Source organism: Dryocola baronae, assembly GCF_051297175.1.
Taxonomy (GTDB): domain Bacteria; phylum Pseudomonadota; class Gammaproteobacteria; order Enterobacterales; family Enterobacteriaceae; genus Dryocola.
The window spans coordinates 4,119,160-4,138,214 of record NZ_JBINNY010000001.1 but is presented as its reverse complement, the minus strand read 5'-3'; the positions used below and the strand labels follow the sequence as shown (position 1 = coordinate 4,138,214).

Annotated in this window: 16 protein-coding genes, 3 tRNA genes, 3 rRNA genes and 1 pseudogene; 13 read left to right on the top strand and 10 right to left on the bottom strand. The window is 53.0% G+C overall.

Going from position 1 to position 19,055, the window contains the following annotated elements; genetic code table 11:
* The first annotated feature begins 46 nt into the window (after positions 1–46).
* Both tilS and ACSPHG_RS19615 read left to right on the top strand, forming a co-directional pair.
* The gene (tilS, locus tag ACSPHG_RS19620; protein ID WP_435956068.1) at positions 47–1,357 is read left to right on the top strand and encodes a tRNA lysidine(34) synthetase TilS; all 1,311 of its coding nucleotides are present in this window, start codon (positions 47–49) and stop codon (positions 1,355–1,357) included.
* On the top strand, positions 1,354–1,665 hold the full coding sequence (locus ACSPHG_RS19615; protein ID WP_435955142.1) for a c-type cytochrome: 312 nt from the start codon (positions 1,354–1,356) through the stop codon (positions 1,663–1,665). Before tilS ends, ACSPHG_RS19615 begins: the two co-directional genes overlap by 4 nt.
* 61 nt (positions 1,666–1,726) lie before the next feature.
* Here the strand turns inward: ACSPHG_RS19615 and rof are convergent, their stop codons facing one another.
* Positions 1,727–1,987, bottom strand: coding sequence for a Rho-binding antiterminator (rof, locus tag ACSPHG_RS19610; RefSeq protein WP_435955141.1), 261 nt, complete (start codon positions 1,985–1,987; stop codon positions 1,727–1,729).
* A complete protein-coding gene (locus ACSPHG_RS19605; protein ID WP_435955140.1) occupies positions 1,974–2,174 on the bottom strand; it encodes a YaeP family protein in 201 nt (66 codons plus the stop codon). The genes rof and ACSPHG_RS19605 overlap by 14 nt, the downstream gene beginning before the upstream one ends.
* 203 nt (positions 2,175–2,377) lie before the next feature.
* Between ACSPHG_RS19605 and ACSPHG_RS19600 the strand changes: the two genes are divergently transcribed.
* Genes ACSPHG_RS19600 through nlpE form a run of 3 tightly spaced genes read left to right on the top strand, consistent with a single transcriptional unit; the run spans position 2,378 to position 4,072 of the window.
* Positions 2,378–2,920 carry a YaeQ family protein gene (locus ACSPHG_RS19600; RefSeq protein ID WP_435956067.1) on the top strand — a complete coding sequence of 181 codons (543 nt, stop codon included), beginning with the start codon at positions 2,378–2,380 and terminating at the stop codon, positions 2,918–2,920.
* Positions 2,920–3,339, top strand: a complete 420-nt coding sequence (arfB, locus tag ACSPHG_RS19595; RefSeq protein WP_435955139.1) for an alternative ribosome rescue aminoacyl-tRNA hydrolase ArfB — start codon at positions 2,920–2,922, stop codon at positions 3,337–3,339. Before ACSPHG_RS19600 ends, arfB begins: the two co-directional genes overlap by 1 nt.
* Positions 3,340–3,376: 37 nt before the next feature.
* The gene (gene nlpE / locus ACSPHG_RS19590) at positions 3,377–4,072 is read left to right on the top strand and encodes an envelope stress response activation lipoprotein NlpE (protein WP_435955138.1); all 696 of its coding nucleotides are present in this window, start codon (positions 3,377–3,379) and stop codon (positions 4,070–4,072) included.
* Positions 4,073–4,099: 27 nt separating this feature from the next.
* On the opposite strand, the gene ACSPHG_RS19585 is transcribed toward nlpE, so the two are convergent.
* The 7 genes from ACSPHG_RS19585 to metN form a co-directional block, all read right to left on the bottom strand.
* Positions 4,100–4,909, bottom strand: a complete 810-nt coding sequence (locus ACSPHG_RS19585; RefSeq protein ID WP_435955137.1) for a YaeF family permuted papain-like enzyme — start codon at positions 4,907–4,909, stop codon at positions 4,100–4,102.
* A 78-nt stretch (positions 4,910–4,987) separates the two neighbouring features.
* Positions 4,988–6,706: a proline--tRNA ligase gene (gene proS, locus ACSPHG_RS19580; protein WP_435955136.1), complete on the bottom strand. Its 1,719-nt coding sequence runs from the start codon at positions 6,704–6,706 to the stop codon at positions 4,988–4,990.
* A 112-nt stretch (positions 6,707–6,818) separates the two neighbouring features.
* Positions 6,819–7,526, bottom strand: coding sequence for a tRNA (N6-threonylcarbamoyladenosine(37)-N6)-methyltransferase TrmO (gene tsaA / locus ACSPHG_RS19575; RefSeq protein ID WP_435955135.1), 708 nt, complete (start codon positions 7,524–7,526; stop codon positions 6,819–6,821).
* Positions 7,523–7,927 (bottom strand): Rcs stress response system protein RcsF, encoded by a 405-nt coding sequence (gene rcsF, locus ACSPHG_RS19570; RefSeq protein ID WP_435955134.1) that lies wholly within the window; start codon positions 7,925–7,927, stop codon positions 7,523–7,525. Before rcsF ends, tsaA begins: the two co-directional genes overlap by 4 nt.
* Positions 7,928–8,040: 113 nt before the next feature.
* Positions 8,041–8,856: a methionine ABC transporter substrate-binding lipoprotein MetQ gene (gene metQ, locus ACSPHG_RS19565; RefSeq protein ID WP_435955133.1), complete on the bottom strand. Its 816-nt coding sequence runs from the start codon at positions 8,854–8,856 to the stop codon at positions 8,041–8,043.
* A 41-nt stretch (positions 8,857–8,897) separates the two neighbouring features.
* The gene (locus ACSPHG_RS19560) at positions 8,898–9,551 is read right to left on the bottom strand and encodes a methionine ABC transporter permease MetI (protein WP_435955132.1); all 654 of its coding nucleotides are present in this window, start codon (positions 9,549–9,551) and stop codon (positions 8,898–8,900) included.
* Positions 9,544–10,575, bottom strand: a complete 1,032-nt coding sequence (gene metN / locus ACSPHG_RS19555; protein WP_435955131.1) for a methionine ABC transporter ATP-binding protein MetN — start codon at positions 10,573–10,575, stop codon at positions 9,544–9,546. Before metN ends, ACSPHG_RS19560 begins: the two co-directional genes overlap by 8 nt.
* Positions 10,576–10,764: 189 nt before the next feature.
* Here metN and gmhB point away from each other — a divergent pair, with 189 nt between their 5' ends.
* The 8 genes from gmhB (at position 10,765) to dkgB (ending at position 18,043) form a co-directional block, all read left to right on the top strand.
* Entirely contained in the window at positions 10,765–11,337 is a 573-nt protein-coding gene (gene gmhB / locus ACSPHG_RS19550) for a D-glycero-beta-D-manno-heptose 1,7-bisphosphate 7-phosphatase (RefSeq protein ID WP_435955129.1), read from the top strand.
* 388 nt (positions 11,338–11,725) lie between these two features.
* A 16S ribosomal RNA gene (locus ACSPHG_RS19545) occupies positions 11,726–13,267 on the top strand.
* A gap of 68 nt (positions 13,268–13,335) precedes the next feature.
* A tRNA-Ile gene (locus ACSPHG_RS19540) sits at positions 13,336–13,412 on the top strand.
* A gap of 111 nt (positions 13,413–13,523) precedes the next feature.
* Positions 13,524–13,599: transfer RNA gene (locus ACSPHG_RS19535), tRNA-Ala, on the top strand.
* A 206-nt stretch (positions 13,600–13,805) separates the two neighbouring features.
* A 23S ribosomal RNA gene (locus tag ACSPHG_RS19530) occupies positions 13,806–16,713 on the top strand.
* A gap of 105 nt (positions 16,714–16,818) precedes the next feature.
* Positions 16,819–16,934, top strand: a 5S ribosomal RNA gene (gene rrf / locus ACSPHG_RS19525).
* The 16S, 23S and 5S rRNA genes sit together here with 3 tRNA genes alongside, the layout of an rRNA operon.
* 53 nt (positions 16,935–16,987) lie before the next feature.
* Positions 16,988–17,064, top strand: a tRNA-Asp gene (locus ACSPHG_RS19520).
* A gap of 175 nt (positions 17,065–17,239) precedes the next feature.
* Positions 17,240–18,043 carry a 2,5-didehydrogluconate reductase DkgB gene (gene dkgB, locus ACSPHG_RS19515; RefSeq protein ID WP_435955128.1) on the top strand — a complete coding sequence of 268 codons (804 nt, stop codon included), beginning with the start codon at positions 17,240–17,242 and terminating at the stop codon, positions 18,041–18,043.
* Here dkgB and yafC read toward each other — a convergent pair.
* Positions 18,009–18,952: pseudogene (gene yafC, locus ACSPHG_RS19510) on the bottom strand (DNA-binding transcriptional regulator YafC). The gene dkgB and the pseudogene yafC sit on opposite strands and share 35 nt — an antisense overlap.
* Between the last annotated feature and the right edge of the window lie 103 nt (positions 18,953–19,055).

Genomic DNA, 19,055 nt, shown 5'->3' with positions numbered 1-19,055 from the left:
GTTGCCCGGTAACGTGCCGGGCAAACCCCCACGTAAAATATTGACTATGGATCTTCGCCCGCTGCTGTCTTTTATTCATCCGCACCAGAAACTGCTGGTGGCGTTTAGCGGTGGGCTGGACTCCACGGTTTTGCTGCATCAGTTGGTCACGCTTCGCGATGGGCTTGCGCCCGAGCTGCAACTTCGCGCTATGCATATTCATCATGGAATCAGTGCCAATGCCGATAAGTGGCTGAACCACTGTGAGCGGGTTAGCGCGAGCTGGAATGTGCCGTTTGCAGCCGCAAAGGTGAAACTGGCCGACGACGGGCAGGGTACCGAAGCGCAGGCTCGCACCGCGCGCTATCAGGTATTATCCCAAGCTTTGCAGCCGGGCGAGGTGCTGCTTACCGCCCAACATCTGGACGATCAGTGCGAAACGTTTTTGCTGGCTTTGAAGCGGGGCAGCGGGCCTGCGGGGCTTGCGGCGATGCCCGCCCGGCTCGACTTCGCGGGAACGACGTTGCTCCGACCGCTGCTCGGGCAGAGCAGGGCGGCTCTTGAGGAATGGGCGGCAGCGCACCGGCTCGCCTGGATCGAAGATGAAAGCAATCAGGATGATGCCTACGATAGAAATTTTCTGCGCCTGCGCATTTTGCCGGAGCTGCAGCAGCGCTGGCCGCACTTTGCCCGCAGCGTGGCCCGTAGCGCAGAGCTTTGCGGCGAGCAGGAACAGCTTCTCGACGAGCTGCTTGCTGAACAACTTGCCGCTTCGATGCAGCCGGACGGTGCGCTACGCATAGCGCCGCTTGTTAATGTCAGCGATGCACGGCGCGCGGCTTTGCTGCGGCGGTGGTTTGCGTGGCACAGTTCCGCAATGCCCTCTCGATCGGCGTTACAGCGCGTCTGGGATGAGGTGGCGTGCAGCCGCGAGGACGCAAATCCGCGCATGCAGCTGGGAAATCATGAAGTTCGCCGCTATCAGGGGGCGCTGTATTGGGTTTTACCCTCGGCTAGACAGGGCGATAACATTTTGCACTGGAGCGCGCCTTACGAACCGTTGAAATTACCCGCCGGGTTGGGCGTTCTTAAGCTCAACGCAAGCGGCCAGGCCGTACGCGCGCCGCGCGATGATGAACGGGTGACCGTGCGTTTCAAGGCTGGCGGCCTATTGCATATCGTCGGGCGCGATCGCGGCAGGAGCCTCAAGAAAATCTGGCAGGAGCTGCAAGTCCCCTCCTGGCAGCGGGATACCACGCCGCTGGTGTTTTACGGCGAACGGTTAATTACCGCCCCCGGCATCTTTGTGACGCGTGAAGGGCAGGCAACGAGTGAATCATGCTGGCATATAGACTGGCAAAAGGAGAATCAGCAATGAGAAGAGCAGTAGTCCTGGTCGGACTCGCGATGTGCAGTTTTCAAACCTTCGCAAACGGCGACGTGCAGGCGGGCGAGCAAAAAGCGGTGATGTGCGTGGCCTGCCATGGCGTGAACGGTAAAGTGTCCGTTCCTATGTACCCAAACCTTGCGGGGCAGAACGAAAAATACCTCGAGCATTCGCTGCAGGCCTATAAAAAAGGCGAGCGCAGCGGCGGGCAGGCTGAAATCATGAAGGCCTACGTCAGCGGCCTGTCCGACGAGGATATCAGTAACCTCGCCGCCTACTACGCCTCCATGAAACCTTAATTCGACAACACAAAAAAAACGGGCAGCCGTTTGGCTACCCGCTTATCTTGCACCGTTCGCGTCAGGATTCACTTACCACGACGGTTCCAATTTCAGGATGACTGAAGCTGGTGATTTTATCGAGCCGAACTTCTCGCGTGCTGCCTGCATCTTCGATAATCAAATATTCGACGTTTTTACGAGACACCAGGTCGCCTGCTTTCGCTTTTAAAATCTCTCCGCTCTTCAGTTCCAGCGTCAGTACTAAGTGATGCTGGCAGGCGAGCTCGAGATTGTCATAGTCATCACAATTGATGGGTTGATAGGCATCATTCATTGACATAATCGCTCACCAGTAAGTTCGCGGCAGCATAAGCTGCCTGTTCCCTGATTGATTCAGGCTGTGCTTCATTACAGGCCACTTCATTCAGCACCTTCAGGACACAACCTAACGCATCCGGAATGTAACCTAAATCACCGCTCGCGATTTCCGCGTAGCGTTGTCGAACTAATTCACAATACTTTTCCACACGCCCTCCTGTCAGAGTCTCGACTACAGACTTTTTCGTGGATGCAGTCTAAGCCTACGAAGATAAACTCTGTTTAGCAAGGTGACTATACCACAGCCATGAAACCGATATCAGCAGGCTGCATATCGGGCCTTGTGAATAGATAACAGCGTTTTAGCGCCGTTTTCGCTACAATGAGCGCCAATGAAGACTGGAGAAGTATGATGGCGTTAAAAGCGACAATTTATAAAGCGGTGGTGAACGTTGCCGATCTCGATCGCAATAAGTTCCTGGATAGCAACCTGACGCTGGCGCGCCATCCTTCGGAAACCCAGGAACGCATGATGCTGCGCCTGCTGGCATGGATTAAATATGCCGATGAGCGACTGCAATTTTCACGCGGTTTAAGCGCGGAAGACGAGCCGGAAATCTGGCAGCGTAACGACCATATGGGCATCGACCTGTGGATTGAACTGGGTCTGCCGGAAGAGCGTCGCGTAAAAAAAGCCTGTAGCCAGTCTGCGGAAGTGGCGCTGTTTACCTACAACAGTCGTGCGGCAGAGATCTGGTGGCAGCAAAACCAGAACAAACTGAGCCAGTTTAAAAACTTAAGCATCTGGTATCTGGACGATGAACAGCTGGCGAAGCTGAGCGAGTTTGGGACGCGTACGATGAACCTGCAGGCGACCATTCAGGATGGGGCGATTTGGCTCTCGGACGCCGAGAACAACGTTGAAATCCACTTTACGCCGTGGCTTCGTCATTAATGATTAGCATTTCCCGGTCGGTAGAGATACCCGACCAAGAAGTCACTATTACGGCGATCCGCGCGCAGGGCGCGGGCGGCCAGCACGTGAACAAGACCTCAACGGCTATTCATCTCCGCTTTGACATTCGCGCCTCCAGCTTGCCAGAATATTATAAAGAGCGTCTGCTTGCGGCGAGCCATCATCTGATTACGCCGGAGGGCGTGGTGGTGATTAAGGCGCAGGAATACCGTAGCCAGGAAATGAACCGAGAAGCCGCCGTGGCTCGCCTGATCTCACTGATTAAAGAATTAACCGCCGAGCAGAAAAGCCGCCGGGCCACCAAGCCGACGCGAGCTTCAAAAGAGCGTCGGCTGGCTTCAAAAGCACAAAAATCGACAACCAAATCGCTGCGCGGAAAAGTCCGCCGCCCCGAGTGATGAAGGGCGCAAAAGTAACCAGCAAAAGGAACAGACGGTGAAGAAATTATTGTTATCAACGGTAGCTGCGTTAAGCCTACTTGCCCTCTTTGGCTGCAATAATCGCGCCGAGGTGCAGACTTTACAGCCAACGCAGGCTGCGGAATTAAAACCGATGCAGCAGAGCTATAAGGGCCTGCTGCCGTGCGCCGATTGCGAAGGAATCGAAACGTCGTTATTCCTGGAAAAAGACGGAACCTGGGTAATGAACCAGCGCTATGAAGGCGCAAAAACACCTTCGGTATTCGCCACTTACGGCACCTGGGCACGCACGGCTGATAAGCTGGTATTGACCGAAAGCGACGGCGAGAAGCTCTATTTCCGCCCTAAAACCGACGGTCTGGAGATGCTTGATCGCGAGGGCCAGGCCATCGAATCCCAGTTTAATTACACCCTCAAACCGACCGACGATGCGCTTCCAGCCACGCCAATGGCAATGAAGGGCATGTATAAATACATGGCCGACGCGGCGGTCTTCAAGGATTGTGCAACCGGGCGTACGTTTGCCGTTGCCAGCAATGCAGACTTGGAACGCGGTTACGCAGCGGCGCGCGGCGAGGATTCCCAGCCGGTACTGCTGATGATTGAAGCGCACTTTACCCTACAGGCTTCCCCGGACAGCGGCGAAATGCGCAAAACGCTGGTGGCCGATAAAGGCGCAGCCTTCAAACCCGGTAAAAATTGCGAAGAGTGACGGAAATGCCCTGCCGGATGCAGGGCATTAATTCATGTTGACCAGTTCCCGCGCCTTATAATAAATCCCCGGCTTGAGATGCCCTACGTACAGCAGCGGCTGATTGGCTGCCAGCGTAGCCACATCCCCCTCGCGCATATGCAGCAGGTCGCCGGGGCTAACCCAGCTGGCAGACGCCACCGTTAACGGGTGCCCCGCCTGTTCGTAAGCGGCAATAACAAACTGCGAGCAGAAATAACGAGATTCGCTCCCGGTTGGCGTGCTGAGCTGCGCTGCCGCTAACCCCCTGACACACTGCTGCCTGAATTCCTTCGAGAAGGGATTTAACGAGCAGAGCTGCTTAGTCACCATAAAGGGGGCCATTTCGATAATCCCTTTGTAGTTATATCCGCTGCCTGCCTTTTGCTGTGCAAACTGGCGGACCTTCTGCGCCTCTTCTTGGGTTAGATCCGTCATGCGCAGCGCCAGAATTTTATCGCTGTGCTTCATTGCCTCGTCGATCGTGACGATTTGCACGCCGCCGCCAACGGCCTCCGCGACTTCACCTTCCCCAATGTAGAGCGCAACGTGGCTCACCGCCGAGGTGCTGAAAACGCGAATGCCTACGGAAGTCAGGCTGATGGAGGATGAAAGCAGCAGGTCGCCAGCACGCAGGTCTGCCTGGGTAATATCGATCAAAATATTGCGGGGGGCTGAACCTGGTTGCCGTAGCTGAATGCCGACAGGTAATACGGAGGTTTCTTGTGGTTTGGAAAGCGAGACATCCATTGTGCAGCCACCCGATAAGAGTGCTGCTAGCAGGGTTACGCGCAGGGCGAACGGTGATGGCTGGGGCATCATATAATCCTTTATAAAATTATCCCTTAACAAAACGCCCTGAAAAATCAGGGCGTTTTGGATACTGCTATAACGGTATTAGCGTTTGATCTGGCTTACCAGGAAATCAATGATTTCACCCGTTTTGATCATCTGCTTCTCGCCGATACGGCGGTTTTTATATTCCACTTCTTCGCTATCTAGATTGCGGTCGCCGATAACCACGGTGTGCGGAATGCCGATCAGTTCCATATCGGCAAACATCACGCCCGGACGCTCTTTACGATCGTCCATCAGCACGTCGATGCCCTTAGCGCGCAGGGTCGCGTACAGCTCTTCAGCCAGCTCTTTCACGCGGAAAGACTTGTGCATGTTCATTGGCAGGATAGCAACCTGGAAAGGTGCAATCGCGTCAGGCCACAGAATGCCGCGCTCGTCGTTGTTCTGCTCGATTGCCGCTGCAACAACGCGAGTCACGCCGATACCGTAGCAACCCATGGTCAGCGTTTGGTTGCGGCCGTCTTCACCCTGAACCGCAGCTTTCATCGCTTCGGAATATTTGGTGCCCAACTGGAAGATGTGGCCCACTTCAATACCGCGTTTGATCAGCAGCGTGCCTTTGCCGTCCGGGCTTGGATCGCCTTCCACCACGTTACGAATGTCCGCAACTTCCGGCAGGGCAACGTCGCGTTCCCAGTTGATGCCAACGAAGTGTTTACCGTCAACGTTAGCGCCTGCGGCGAAGTCGCTCATGGCTGCAACGGTGCGGTCAACCACAACCGGAACCGGCAGATTTACAGGACCAAGAGAGCCTGGGCCTGCGTTGGCTACGGCGCGAATTTCTGCTTCAGTAGCAAAGGTCAGCGGGCTGGCAACCTGCGGCAGTTTTTCGGCTTTGACTTCGTTCAGTTCGTGATCGCCGCGAACCAGCAGGGCAACCAGTGGATAAGCGCTGCCTTCGGTCGCTTTAACCAGCAGAGTTTTAACGGTCTTCTCAATCGGCAGATTGAACTGCTCGACCAGCTCGGCGATGGTTTTCGCGTCCGGGGTATCAATCTGCGTCATTTCAACGGTTGGCGCTGCACGCCCGCCAACAGGGGCTAAGGCTTCTGCAAATTCGATGTTCGCCGCGAAGTCAGACTCGGTAGAGAAGATCACGTCATCTTCACCACTTTCTGCCAGCACCTGGAATTCGTGGGATGCGCTACCGCCGATTGACCCGGTGTCCGCTTCTACGGCACGGAAATCCAGACCCATACGGCTGAAGATTTTGCTATAGGCCTGGTACATCGCATCATAGGTTTCCTGCAGAGATTCCTGAGTGGTATGGAAAGAATAGGCATCTTTCATCAGGAATTCGCGGGAACGCATCACGCCGAAACGCGGGCGTACTTCATCACGGAATTTGGTCTGGATCTGGAAGAAGTTCAGCGGCAGCTGTTTGTAAGAGCTCAGCTCGTTACGAATCAGGTCGGTGATCACTTCTTCGTGAGTTGGGCCGAGCACAAACGGACGATCGCCACGATCGACAAAGCGCAGCAGCTCTGGGCCGTACTGTTCCCAACGACCGCTCTCCTGCCACAAATCTGCGGGCTGAACCACGGGCATGCACATCTCGATGGCACCGGCGTTGTTCATCTCTTCACGCACGATATTTTCGACTTTTTTCAGGACGCGCAGACCGGTCGGCAACCAGGTATATAAACCGGAGGCGAGTTTGCGGATCATCCCGGCGCGCAGCATCAGCTGGTGGCTGATGACTTCGGCGTCGGCAGGTGTCTCCTTCAGAGTGGAGAGCAGGTATTGGCTAGTACGCATGTTGTTACGGTTCCATTTGAACGGCTGTTAACCGGCTGCAAGGCAGCCTGCTTCAAAAAAAGTGGTTTAGTTTACCAGTGTGGCAGGGATGTCAAAAGAGAGGGGGGATAAATTAGCGTTCTTCGATTGCGAACACTTCAGAACCCTGCTCCGTCACGCGCCAGCGCACATTGAAATCCAGCAGTAATACGGCATAGGTTTTACCGGTATCTTCGCCCTTACGATAAGCTGGACGAGGGTCCTGTGCCAATACTTGTTGGATAAAGCGCGCAATATTGGGATGGTTTTTTTCTAAACGCCCAAGCTGGGGCTGAACTTCGTCGGTGAAGTAAACCGGCATGTTCGCTTCCGGAGCGTTTTGGGCATAGCCCGCAACCGCGTGAGGCAAGGCTTCGGCAAAGGGGAGATAGGGTTTGATATCGACAATCGGCGTGCCGTCTACCAGGTCAAGGCTGCCGAGCTGCAATATAACCCGATCCTTCTGGCAGCTTACGCCTTTTAGCTCTACCAGGGACATGCCGATGGGGTTGGGACGGAAAGTTGAACGTGTGGCAAAAACACCCATACGTGCGTTGCCGCCAAGGCGGGGAGGGCGCACAGTGGGCCGCCAGCCGCCTTCCATCGTTTGATGGAAGACGAACAGCAGCCACAGGTGGCTAAAACCTTCAAGACCGCGTACGGCATCGGCCTGATTGTATGGCGGCAGCAGATGGAGTTCACCGCCCCCGTCTGCCACCAGACCCGGCTGGCGCGGAACGGCGAACTTTTCTTTATACGGGGAACGAATTACGCCAATTTGTTCGAAGCTAAATGCTGTCATTTTGCCGATACGTTAAGCGCGGAGCCAACGCAGACAGCCTGGCGGTAGCAGCCCGGCGTACCGCTGGTAACGTCGCAGCTGTGTAACAGAACCGCGTTTGCTTTCATTTTTGAGGCGTTAATCTGCATACGCTTGCGTGCGGTTGGGATGTTCGGTGGTGAATCCTGATTGCTTGCCTGGCATGACTCGCCGCTGACTTCACCAAGATCGCGGAACGGGCTTCCGATCAAATCTTCTGCTTTGGTATAGATTCTTACCGGTGCCGGGCGCGGGGCCTTGGCTTTCGCTGGCTCAGTTTTCGCTGGGACTGCGGTGCTTTGGACGGGTTGTACTGGGGATCTGTCTAACATAGAACAGCCGCTCAGCATGACTGCTAATAAACAGATCGGTAAAGCACGCATAATTTTTCCTCAATGAATGATCAATCGGGAATATTGAATCAAGCTCTCGCACAAATAACAAGACGGGCATGAGCCCGTCTTAAATTATTTACGCAAAAACTGCTGGAGGAAGCTTACCAGCCTTTAACGGCGCCGCCGTTGAAGACTTTGTTGGCTGCTTCGTAAACTTCATCAGACTGGTAGGCCTCAACGAATTTCTTCACGTTCTCAGCATCTTTATTGTCTTCGCGAGAAACGATCATGTTCACATACGGGGAGTCTTTGTCTTCAACAAAGATACCGTCTTTTGCTGGAGTCAGGCCAATTTGGCTTGCGTAGGTGGTGTTGATAACCGCCAGCGCAATCTGAGCATCGTCCAGGGAGCGTGGCAACTGAGGCGCTTCCAGCTCAACCAGTTTCAGATTTTTAGGGTTCTCGGTGACGTCCAGCACGGTTGGCAGCAGACCTACGCCGTCTTTCAGTTTAATCAGACCCTGTTTTTGCAGCAGCAGCAGGGAACGGCCAAGGTTAGTAGGGTCGTTTGGCAGAGCAATCTGGGCGCCGTTTTGCAGCTCATCCAGAGATTTGATTTTCTTGGAGTAGCCCGCAATTGGGTAAACGAAGGTATTGCCCACGGAAACCAGCTTGTAGCCGCGATCTTTGATCTGCTGGTCCAGGTAAGGTTTGTGCTGGAAGGCATTCGCGTCGATGTCGCCTTTGCTCAGCGCTTCGTTTGGCAGCACGTAATCGTTAAAGGTGACCAGCTCAACGTCGAGGCCATACTTCTCTTTTGCTACTTTCTGCGCGACTTCAGCAACCTGCTGCTCAGCACCCACAATCACGCCGACTTTAATATGGTTCGGATCTTTTTCGTCCTGGCCACAACCCACCAGAGCGAGGGAACCAATCAGAGCACCAACAGCTGCAAAGGTTTTAAATTTAAAAGACATATCCCTTCCTTACTTGAGTAAACGATGTTGTGATGAACGTCTTATTTGTGAGTCACAGCCCGGACGATGCGATCGCCAGATAGCTGAATTAAATACACTAATACAACCAATAACACTAATACCGTATTCATCACGGTAGCGTTATAACCGATATAACCGTACTGATAACCAATCTGGCCTAAGCCGCCTGCACCAACCGCGCCACCCATGGCCGAGTAGCCAACCAGCGTGATGAGCGTAATGGTTGCAGCATTAACCAGACCCGGCAGCGCTTCAGGCAACAGAACCTTGCGGATAATTTGCATCGGCGTTGCGCCCATTGCACGGGAGGCTTCAATCAGGCCTGATGGGATCTCAAGCAGGGCATTTTCCACCATACGAGCGATGAACGGTGCCGCGCCGACGGTTAAAGGAACGATAGCCGCCTGGAGACCGATGGACGTGCCGACGATCGCGCGAGTAAACGGAATCATCCACACCAGCAGAATGATGAAAGGAATGGAACGGAAGATGTTCACCAGCGCGGACATGCCGCGATAAAGCTTCGCGTTGGCGCTGATTTGGCCGGGACGCGTAATATACAGAAGCACACCCACTGGCAGGCCGATAACAAAGCCGAAGAAACCGGAAACAAACGTCATCGCCAGCGTTTCATACACGCCTTTTAACAGCAACCACATCATTGGCTCAGACATAACCCAGCACCTCTACTTTTACGTGTTGTTCTTTCAGCCAGGCAATGGCAGCTTCCGTGTTGTGATGTTCGCCGTGCATCTCGCACAGCATAATGCCGAACTTCACGCCGCCGGCGTAATCCATCTGCGCGCTGATAATGTTGCTATTCACATTAAAGGTGCGGGCGGTTTCGGACAGCAGCGGAGCATCAACAGACTGGCCGGTGAACTCAAGGCGCAGAAGCGGCACCGCCTCACCCTGTTTGTCACTGCTCAGGCGCTGGGCGTAATCTTCTGGGATATCCAGGTGCAGCGTGGACTGAATAAACTGCTGCGCGAGAGGCGTTTTAGGATGAGAGAACACTTCGCTCACCGTATCCTGCTCGATAAGCTCGCCGTCGCTGATAACCGCGACGCAATCGCAAATACGCTTAACTACATCCATTTCATGAGTGATCAGCAGGATGGTCAATCCCAGGCGACGGTTAATGTCTTTCAGTAATTCCAGGATGGAGCGAGTGGTTGCCGGATCCAGCGCGCTGGTGGCTTCATCACACAGCAGCACTTTTGGATTGCTGGCCAGCGCACGGGCAATCGCTACGCGCTGTTTCTGCCCGCCGGACAGGTTTGCCGGGTAGACATCATGCTTTTCGCTTAAGCCAACAAGATCAAGCAGCTCCTTCACGCGGCGGTTAACTTCTTCGCGTGGCGTGTTGTCCAGCTCTAGCGGCAAGGCAACGTTACCGAACACCGTGCGGGATGAGAGCAGGTTAAAGTGCTGGAAGATCATACCAATCTGGCGGCGTGCTTTCGTTAATTGACCTTCTGACAGCGTCGTCAACTCCTGGCCATCAACCAGCACGGAGCCTTGCGTTGGACGCTCAAGCAGGTTCACGCAGCGGATCAGGGTACTTTTACCCGCGCCAGATGCGCCAATCACGCCATAAATTTGCCCAGCAGGAACGTGCAGACTGACGTTATTCAACGCCTGTATGTTGCGGTTCCCTTGCTGAAACACTTTGGTGATGTTTGAAAGTTTAATCATTAGGTTATTTATTATCGTATAAGAGTTAGCCGTGGCATTTTCTACTGCCGATAACGGGCGATGACCGTCATCGATATGGATGTTAAGGCATCCAGACGTCTAAATCAATCGGGGCGTGATTGTCTGTTCTCTCAGGCACCCCAAATCATGCGATACTAAGCACAACTATTCAGTATCAGGAGTTACCAAGTGGCACAGTCTGTCCCCGCTATCTTCCTCGACCGAGACGGCACAATTAATGTTGATCATGGTTACGTCCATGAAGTCGACCAGTTTGAATTCATCGATGGCGCAATCGATGCCATGCGTGAACTAAAAGAGATGGGCTATGCCCTGGTGCTGGTGACGAACCAGTCGGGTATCGCGCGCGGTATGTTCACCGAAGATGATTTCGAGAACCTCACCGAATGGATGGACTGGTCTCTGGCAGACCGTGGCGTCGATCTCGATGGCATCTATTACTGCCCGCATCATCCCGAGGCAATAGTAGAAGAGTTTCGCCAAACCTGCGACTGCCGCAAGCCGCAGCCGGGCATGCTTCTGTCTGCGCGTGACTATCTGCACATCGATATGGCTTCTTCTTATATGGTTGGTGACAAAATTGAAGACATTCAGGCAGCCGCAGCAGCTCAGGTAGGAACAAAAGTACTGGTGCGCAGCGGCAAGCCAGTTACTGAAGAGGGTGAAGCGGCGGCAGATTTGGTGATTAATAGTCTCGCTGACCTGCCAAAAGCCATTAAAGCGCGTCAAAAATCAGCGTAACGATTAAAAAATACGCGGTCGGAAATTATTTTGAATTTAGGGGTTGTCAGCCTCCGAAAAATCCCTATACTGCGCCTCCACTGACACGGCACAACGGCTTACAAACCGGCCCGTCAGTCAGACGAAAGCGAAAATAAACGCTTGACTCTGAAAGAGGAAAGCGTAATATACGCCACCTCGAGTTACCCGGCGAAAGCGGCTAACTCACTGCTCTTTAACAATTTATCAGACAATCTGTGTGGGCACTCGCAGGGTTGATATCTCGGTACCTTCGGGTACAAAAAAATATCAAGTCTTGAAGAGTGACCAAGCAGTAATTCATTTAGTTGAATTATTACGAAAGTTAATTTTTGAGCACCGCTTCACGAGTTGAAGCAAATCAAGCTTTTAATTGAAGAGTTTGATCATGGCTCAGATTGAACGCTGGCGGCAGGCCTAACACATGCAAGTCGAGCGGCAGCGGAAAGTAGCTTGCTACTTTGCCGGCGAGCGGCGGACGGGTGAGTAATGTCTGGGAAACTGCCTGATGGAGGGGGATAACTACTGGAAACGGTAGCTAATACCGCATAACGTCGCAAGACCAAAGAGGGGGACCTTCGGGCCTCTTGCCATCAGATGTGCCCAGATGGGATTAGCTAGTAGGTGGGGTAATGGCTCACCTAGGCGACGATCCCTAGCTGGTCTGAGAGGATGACCAGCCACACTGGAACTGAGACACGGTCCAGACTCCTACGGGAGGCAGCAGTGGGGAATATTGCACAATGGGCGCAAGCCTGATGCAGCCATGCCGCGTGTATGAAGAAGGCCTTCGGGTTGTAAAGTACTTTCAGCGAGGAGGAAGGCATTGTGGTTAATAACCGCAGTGATTGACGTTACTCGCAGAAGAAGCACCGGCTAACTCCGTGCCAGCAGCCGCGGTAATACGGAGGGTGCAAGCGTTAATCGGAATTACTGGGCGTAAAGCGCACGCAGGCGGTTTGTTAAGTCAGATGTGAAATCCCCGGGCTCAACCTGGGAACTGCATTTGAAACTGGCAAGCTTGAGTCTTGTAGAGGGGGGTAGAATTCCAGGTGTAGCGGTGAAATGCGTAGAGATCTGGAGGAATACCGGTGGCGAAGGCGGCCCCCTGGACAAAGACTGACGCTCAGGTGCGAAAGCGTGGGGAGCAAACAGGATTAGATACCCTGGTAGTCCACGCCGTAAACGATGTCGACTTGGAGGTTGTTCCCTTGAGGAGTGGCTTCCGGAGCTAACGCGTTAAGTCGACCGCCTGGGGAGTACGGCCGCAAGGTTAAAACTCAAATGAATTGACGGGGGCCCGCACAAGCGGTGGAGCATGTGGTTTAATTCGATGCAACGCGAAGAACCTTACCTACTCTTGACATCCACAGAATTCGGTAGAGATACCTTAGTGCCTTCGGGAACTGTGAGACAGGTGCTGCATGGCTGTCGTCAGCTCGTGTTGTGAAATGTTGGGTTAAGTCCCGCAACGAGCGCAACCCTTATCCTTTGTTGCCAGCGGTTCGGCCGGGAACTCAAAGGAGACTGCCAGTGATAAACTGGAGGAAGGTGGGGATGACGTCAAGTCATCATGGCCCTTACGAGTAGGGCTACACACGTGCTACAATGGCGCATACAAAGAGAAGCGACCTCGCGAGAGCAAGCGGACCTCATAAAGTGCGTCGTAGTCCGGATCGGAGTCTGCAACTCGACTCCGTGAAGTCGGAATCGCTAGTAATCGTGGATCAGAATGCCACGGTGAATACGTTCCCGGGCCTTGTACACACCGCCCGTCACACCATGGGAGTGGGTTGCAAAAGAAGTAGGTAGCTTAACCTTCGGGAGGGCGCTTACCACTTTGTGATTCATGACTGGGGTGAAGTCGTAACAAGGTAACCGTAGGGGAACCTGCGGTTGGATCACCTCCTTACCTAATAGATACAACCCGCGTAGTGCTCACACAGATTGTCTGATAGAAAACGAGCAGTAAAACCTTATAGGCTTGTAGCTCAGGTGGTTAGAGCGCACCCCTGATAAGGGTGAGGTCGGTGGTTCAAGTCCACTCAGGCCTACCAAACTTCTCTCCATGCTGTGTTGCGCCCCCGCTCACATACTCAAGTATGCTTCGCGGTGACGCGCCTTGCCTGTAAAGAAGTTAAGGTAACATAAGGTTTTACGAAATCGATGGGGCTATAGCTCAGCTGGGAGAGCGCCTGCCTTGCACGCAGGAGGTCAGCGGTTCGATCCCGCTTAGCTCCACCATCATTTCACGCTCACACAATACTTCCGAGTGTACCGTACAGCGGTGTACTGCGAAGTATTTGCTCTTTAAAAATCCGGAACAAGCTGAAAATTGAAACGACATGTCGTCTCATTCCTCCGTAATAAGGAATGGGAATACGATATGTTCGAGTCTCTCAAATTTTCACAACGTCGATTGTGTCTTACGAGACACCTTCGGGTTGTGAGGTTAAGCGACTAAGCGTACACGGTGGATGCCCTGGCAGTCAGAGGCGATGAAGGACGTGCTAATCTGCGATAAGCGTCGGTAAGGTGATATGAACCGTTATAACCGGCGATTTCCGAATGGGGAAACCCAGTGTGATTCGTCACACTATCGTTAAGCCAATACATAACTTAACGAAGCGAACCGGGGGAACTGAAACATCTAAGTACCCCGAGGAAAAGAAATCAACCGAGATTCCCCCAGTAGCGGCGAGCGAACGGGGAGCAGCCCAGAACCTGAATCAGTTTGTGTGTTAGTGGAAGCGTCTGGAAAGTCGCAGGGTACAGGGTGATACTCCCGTACACTAAAATGCATATTCTGTGAGTTCGAAGAGTAGGGCGGGACACGTGGTATCCTGTCTGAATATGGGGGGACCATCCTCCAAGGCTAAATACTCCTGACTGACCGATAGTGAACCAGTACCGTGAGGGAAAGGCGAAAAGAACCCCGGCGAGGGGAGTGAAACAGAACCTGAAACCGTGTACGTACAAGCAGTGGGAGCCTCATTTATGGGGTGACTGCGTACCTTTTGTATAATGGGTCAGCGACTTATATTCTGTAGCAAGGTTAACCGTATAGGGGAGCCGCAGGGAAACCGAGTCTTAACTGGGCGTTAAGTTGCAGGGTATAGACCCGAAACCCGGTGATCTAGCCATGGGCAGGTTGAAGGTTGGGTAACACTAACTGGAGGACCGAACCGACTAATGTTGAAAAATTAGCGGATGACTTGTGGCTGGGGGTGAAAGGCCAATCAAACCGGGAGATAGCTGGTTCTCCCCGAAAGCTATTTAGGTAGCGCCTCGTGAACTCATCTTCGGGGGTAGAGCACTGTTTCGGCTAGGGGGCCATCCCGGCTTACCAACCCGATGCAAACTACGAATACCGAAGAATGTTATCACGGGAGACACACGGCGGGTGCTAACGTCCGTCGTGAAGAGGGAAACAACCCAGACCGCCAGCTAAGGTCCCAAAGTCATGGTTAAGTGGGAAACGATGTGGGAAGGCACAGACAGCCAGGATGTTGGCTTAGAAGCAGCCATCATTTAAAGAAAGCGTAATAGCTCACTGGTCGAGTCGGCCTGCGCGGAAGATGTAACGGGGCTAAACCATGCACCGAAGCTGCGGCAGCGACACTATGTGTTGTTGGGTAGGGGAGCGTTCTGTAAGCCGTCGAAGGTGAACTGTGAGGTTTGCTGGAGGTATCAGAAGTGCGAATGCTGACATAAGTAACGATAAAGCGGGTGAAAAGCCCGCTCGCCGGAAGACCAAGGGTTCCTGTCCAACGTTAATCGGGGCAGGGTGAGTCGACCCCTAAGGCGAGGCCGAAAGGCGTAGTCGATGGGAAACAGGTTAATATTCCTGTACTCGGTGTTACTGCGAAGGGGGGACGGAGAAGGCTATGTTAGCCGGGCGACGGTTGTCCCGGTTTAAGCATGTAGGCGGAGAGTTTAGGTAAATCCGGACTCTTATTAAACGCTGAGGTGTGATGACGAGGCACTACGGTGCTGAAGTAACAAATGCCCTGCTTCCAGGAAAAGCCTCTAAGCATCAGGTAACATCAAATCGTACCCCAAACCGACACAGGTGGTCAGGTAGAGAATACCAAGGCGCTTGAGAGAACTCGGGTGAAGGAACTAGGCAAAATGGTGCCGTAACTTCGGGAGAAGGCACGCTGTCGTTAGGTGAAGCGATTTACTCGTGGAGCTGAAGGCAGTCGAAGATACCAGCTGGCTGCAACTGTTTATTAAAAACACAGCACTGTGCAAACACGAAAGTGGACGTATACGGTGTGACGCCTGCCCGGTGCCGGAAGGTTAATTGATGGGGTCAGCCGCAAGGCGAAGCTCTTGATCGAAGCCCCGGTAAACGGCGGCCGTAACTATAACGGTCCTAAGGTAGCGAAATTCCTTGTCGGGTAAGTTCCGACCTGCACGAATGGCGTAATGATGGCCAGGCTGTCTCCACCCGAGACTCAGTGAAATTGAACTCGCTGTGAAGATGCAGTGTACCCGCGGCAAGACGGAAAGACCCCGTGAACCTTTACTATAGCTTGACACTGAACACTGGTCCTTGATGTGTAGGATAGGTGGGAGGCTTTGAAGCGTGGACGCCAGTCTGCGTGGAGCCAACCTTGAAATACCACCCTTTAATGGCTGGTGTTCTAACGTAGACCCGTTATCCGGGTTGCGGACAGTGTCTGGTGGGTAGTTTGACTGGGGCGGTCTCCTCCTAAAGCGTAACGGAGGAGCACGAAGGTTAGCTAATCACGGTCGGACATCGTGAGGTTAGTGCAAAGGCATAAGCTAGCTTGACTGCGAGAGTGACGGCTCGAGCAGGTGCGAAAGCAGGTCTTAGTGATCCGGTGGTTCTGAATGGAAGGGCCATCGCTCAACGGATAAAAGGTACTCCGGGGATAACAGGCTGATACCGCCCAAGAGTTCATATCGACGGCGGTGTTTGGCACCTCGATGTCGGCTCATCACATCCTGGGGCTGAAGTAGGTCCCAAGGGTATGGCTGTTCGCCATTTAAAGTGGTACGCGAGCTGGGTTTAGAACGTCGTGAGACAGTTCGGTCCCTATCTGCCGTGGGCGCTGGAGAATTGAGGGGGGCTGCTCCTAGTACGAGAGGACCGGAGTGGACGCATCACTGGTGTTCGGGTTGTCATGCCAATGGCATTGCCCGGTAGCTAAATGCGGAAGAGATAAGCGCTGAAAGCATCTAAGCGCGAAACTTGCCCCGAGATGAATTCTCCCTGACTCCCTGAGAGTCCTGAAGGAACGTTGAAGACTACGACGTTGATAGGCTGGGTGTGTAAGCGTAGCGATACGTTGAGCTAACCAGTACTAATGATCCGTGAGGCTTAACCTTACAACACCGAAGGTGTTTTGGTGAGAGAGACGATATAATTTTCAGCTGGTCCGAGATTGAATCAATGGTTACGTGGATAACGTAACGGTTGATAAACAGAATATGCCTGGCGGCACTAGCGCGGTGGTCCCACCTGACCCCATGCCGAACTCAGAAGTGAAACGCCGTAGCGCCGATGGTAGTGTGGGGTCTCCCCATGCGAGAGTAGGGAACTGCCAGGCTCTAAATTCAGAAGTAAAACCGGAGTAAAATCTGGTGCTGTAAGAAATTCGGTGGAGCGGTAGTTCAGTCGGTTAGAATACCTGCCTGTCACGCAGGGGGTCGCGGGTTCGAGTCCCGTCCGTTCCGCCACTTATTAAGCCCTGAGTCATAAGACTCAGGGCTTTTTTCTTGTCTAAATTCCTGAAAAAAAACTCCATTATTGCTAATAACGCAATTATCTTCTGCATTTACCTCCCTTTTTCGCCATAGTTATCTGCCTCATACTCCTCGTAATACAAACACATATCCCCATTCGAGGTAAATAATGACAATTCCTGCATTTGGCTTAGGTACTTTTCGCTTAAAAGATGACGTGGTAATCGCATCGGTTAAAACAGCATTAGAACTCGGCTACCGTGCTATCGATACCGCACAAATCTATGACAACGAAGCGGCCGTTGGACAGGCTATTGAAGAGAGCGGTGTAGCGCGTAGTGACCTGTTTATTACTACCAAAATCTGGATTGAAAACCTCAGCAAAGACAACCTGATTCCAAGCCTGAAAGAAAGCCTGCGTAAACTGCGTACCGACTATGTCGATCTCACGCTAATCCACTGGCCATCGCCAAACGACGCCGTGCCCGTGGCCGAGTGTATGCAGGCCCTTCTGGAAGCGAAGAAAGAAGGCTTAACGCGTCAGATTGGTATCTCTAACTTCACTATCGATCTGATGCATAAGGCAATTGACGCGGTGGGCGCAGAAAATATTGCCACCAACCAGATCGAACTTTCACCCTATTTGCAAAACACGAAAGTCGTTGAATGGGCAGAGCAACACGGTATTCATATCACGTCTTATATGACCCTGGCTTATGGCAAAGCGCTGGCTGACGAAGTGATTGGCGGGATTGGTAAAAAACACGGTGCAACCCCTGCGCAGGTCATTCTGGCATGGGCGATACAGCTGGGCTATGCGGTTATTCCATCTTCTACGAAGCGTGAAAACCTGCAGAGTAACCTTCAGGCACAGGCATTGAGATTGGATCCTGAAGATATGACGGCCATTGCGGCGCTGGAGTGTAATGACCGCCTTGTCAGCCCGGAAGGACTGGCTCCTCAGTGGGATTAATTTCCCTTACAGCCCCTGCGGGGGCTGCTTCACGTGCTCGCTTAAAAAATCTATAAATGCCCTAATCCGCGTACTCACCGCCCGGTCGCTGTAGTACACGGCGCTGAAAGGCATCTCGACAGGCAAAAGTTTATCAACCATCAGTTCCACAAAACTGCCCTCGCTAATTTCCTGATTAATCATATAGTCCGAAAGACAGGCAATACCGTTGCCCATCAGGCAAAGCTGTTTTAGCGTTTCACCGCTATTTGAGGTAATGCCGGGCTTAATATCGTAGAGCTGCCCGTCAACCTGCGCTACCGGCCAGCGATTGAGGCTTGCCGTTTCTGAAAACCCAAGGCACACATGATCCTTTAGATCCTCTGCACTCTGCGGCACGCCATATTCAGCAAGGTATTCCGGAGAAGCAATAATCTTTCGATAACTGGCAAATAGCGGCCTGGCGCGAAGGCTCGAATCCGTTAACGTTCCGGCTCGGATAGCAACATCCACCTTGCGTTCGATTAGGTTGATGAATGTTTCTGATGAGATAAGCGAAAGCGTCATCTCGGGATAGCGCTCGCGGAATGGCTTAACCAGCGGCATCAGCAGGTGCAGCATAACCGGCGTCGCTGCGTCAATGCGTAAAAGCCCGCGAGGAGTCTGCCGGGTTTCCATTAGCTCGTTCTCCGCTGCCGCCATCTCCTGCAGGATTTGCTGCACGCGGCGGAAGTAGCGCTCGCCTTCTTCTGTCAGACTCAACTGCCGGGTTGTTCGGTTTAGCAAGCTTACGCCGAGCTTCATCTCGAGCTTCTTCACCGCGCGGCTCACGGCCGAATTGGCCTGGCCCAGCTGTTCCGCCGCCCGGCTAAAGCTCCCGCTTTCAACAACGGCGACAAAGATCGCCAGTTCTTCAGATGTCGCCTTCATTGTTGCTCCTGAAGCAAAATTATATTGATATTTTGCATATTTTTGTTATTTAACCATCTCGCCATACTACGTGTCATCAAAAGACACCTGCTATGGAGTAAAT

What these genes read in the sequence shown, in the direction of transcription:
- proS (WP_435955136.1), bottom strand. Translation starts at nt 6,706, where the DNA reads ATGCGTACTAGCCAATACCTGCTCTCCACTCTGAAGGAGACACCTGCC.
- ACSPHG_RS19600 (WP_435956067.1), top strand. Translation starts at nt 2,378, where the DNA reads ATGGCGTTAAAAGCGACAATTTATAAAGCGGTGGTGAACGTTGCCGAT.
- rof (WP_435955141.1), bottom strand. Translation starts at nt 1,987, where the DNA reads ATGTCAATGAATGATGCCTATCAACCCATCAATTGTGATGACTATGAC.
- dkgB (WP_435955128.1), top strand. Translation starts at nt 17,240, where the DNA reads ATGACAATTCCTGCATTTGGCTTAGGTACTTTTCGCTTAAAAGATGAC.
- rcsF (WP_435955134.1), bottom strand. Translation starts at nt 7,927, where the DNA reads ATGCGTGCTTTACCGATCTGTTTATTAGCAGTCATGCTGAGCGGCTGT.
- arfB (WP_435955139.1), top strand. Translation starts at nt 2,920, where the DNA reads ATGATTAGCATTTCCCGGTCGGTAGAGATACCCGACCAAGAAGTCACT.
- ACSPHG_RS19585 (WP_435955137.1), bottom strand. Translation starts at nt 4,909, where the DNA reads ATGCCCCAGCCATCACCGTTCGCCCTGCGCGTAACCCTGCTAGCAGCA.
- tilS (WP_435956068.1), top strand. Translation starts at nt 47, where the DNA reads ATGGATCTTCGCCCGCTGCTGTCTTTTATTCATCCGCACCAGAAACTG.
- metN (WP_435955131.1), bottom strand. Translation starts at nt 10,575, where the DNA reads ATGATTAAACTTTCAAACATCACCAAAGTGTTTCAGCAAGGGAACCGC.
- ACSPHG_RS19560 (WP_435955132.1), bottom strand. Translation starts at nt 9,551, where the DNA reads ATGTCTGAGCCAATGATGTGGTTGCTGTTAAAAGGCGTGTATGAAACG.
- tsaA (WP_435955135.1), bottom strand. Translation starts at nt 7,526, where the DNA reads ATGACAGCATTTAGCTTCGAACAAATTGGCGTAATTCGTTCCCCGTAT.
- ACSPHG_RS19615 (WP_435955142.1), top strand. Translation starts at nt 1,354, where the DNA reads ATGAGAAGAGCAGTAGTCCTGGTCGGACTCGCGATGTGCAGTTTTCAA.
- metQ (WP_435955133.1), bottom strand. Translation starts at nt 8,856, where the DNA reads ATGTCTTTTAAATTTAAAACCTTTGCAGCTGTTGGTGCTCTGATTGGT.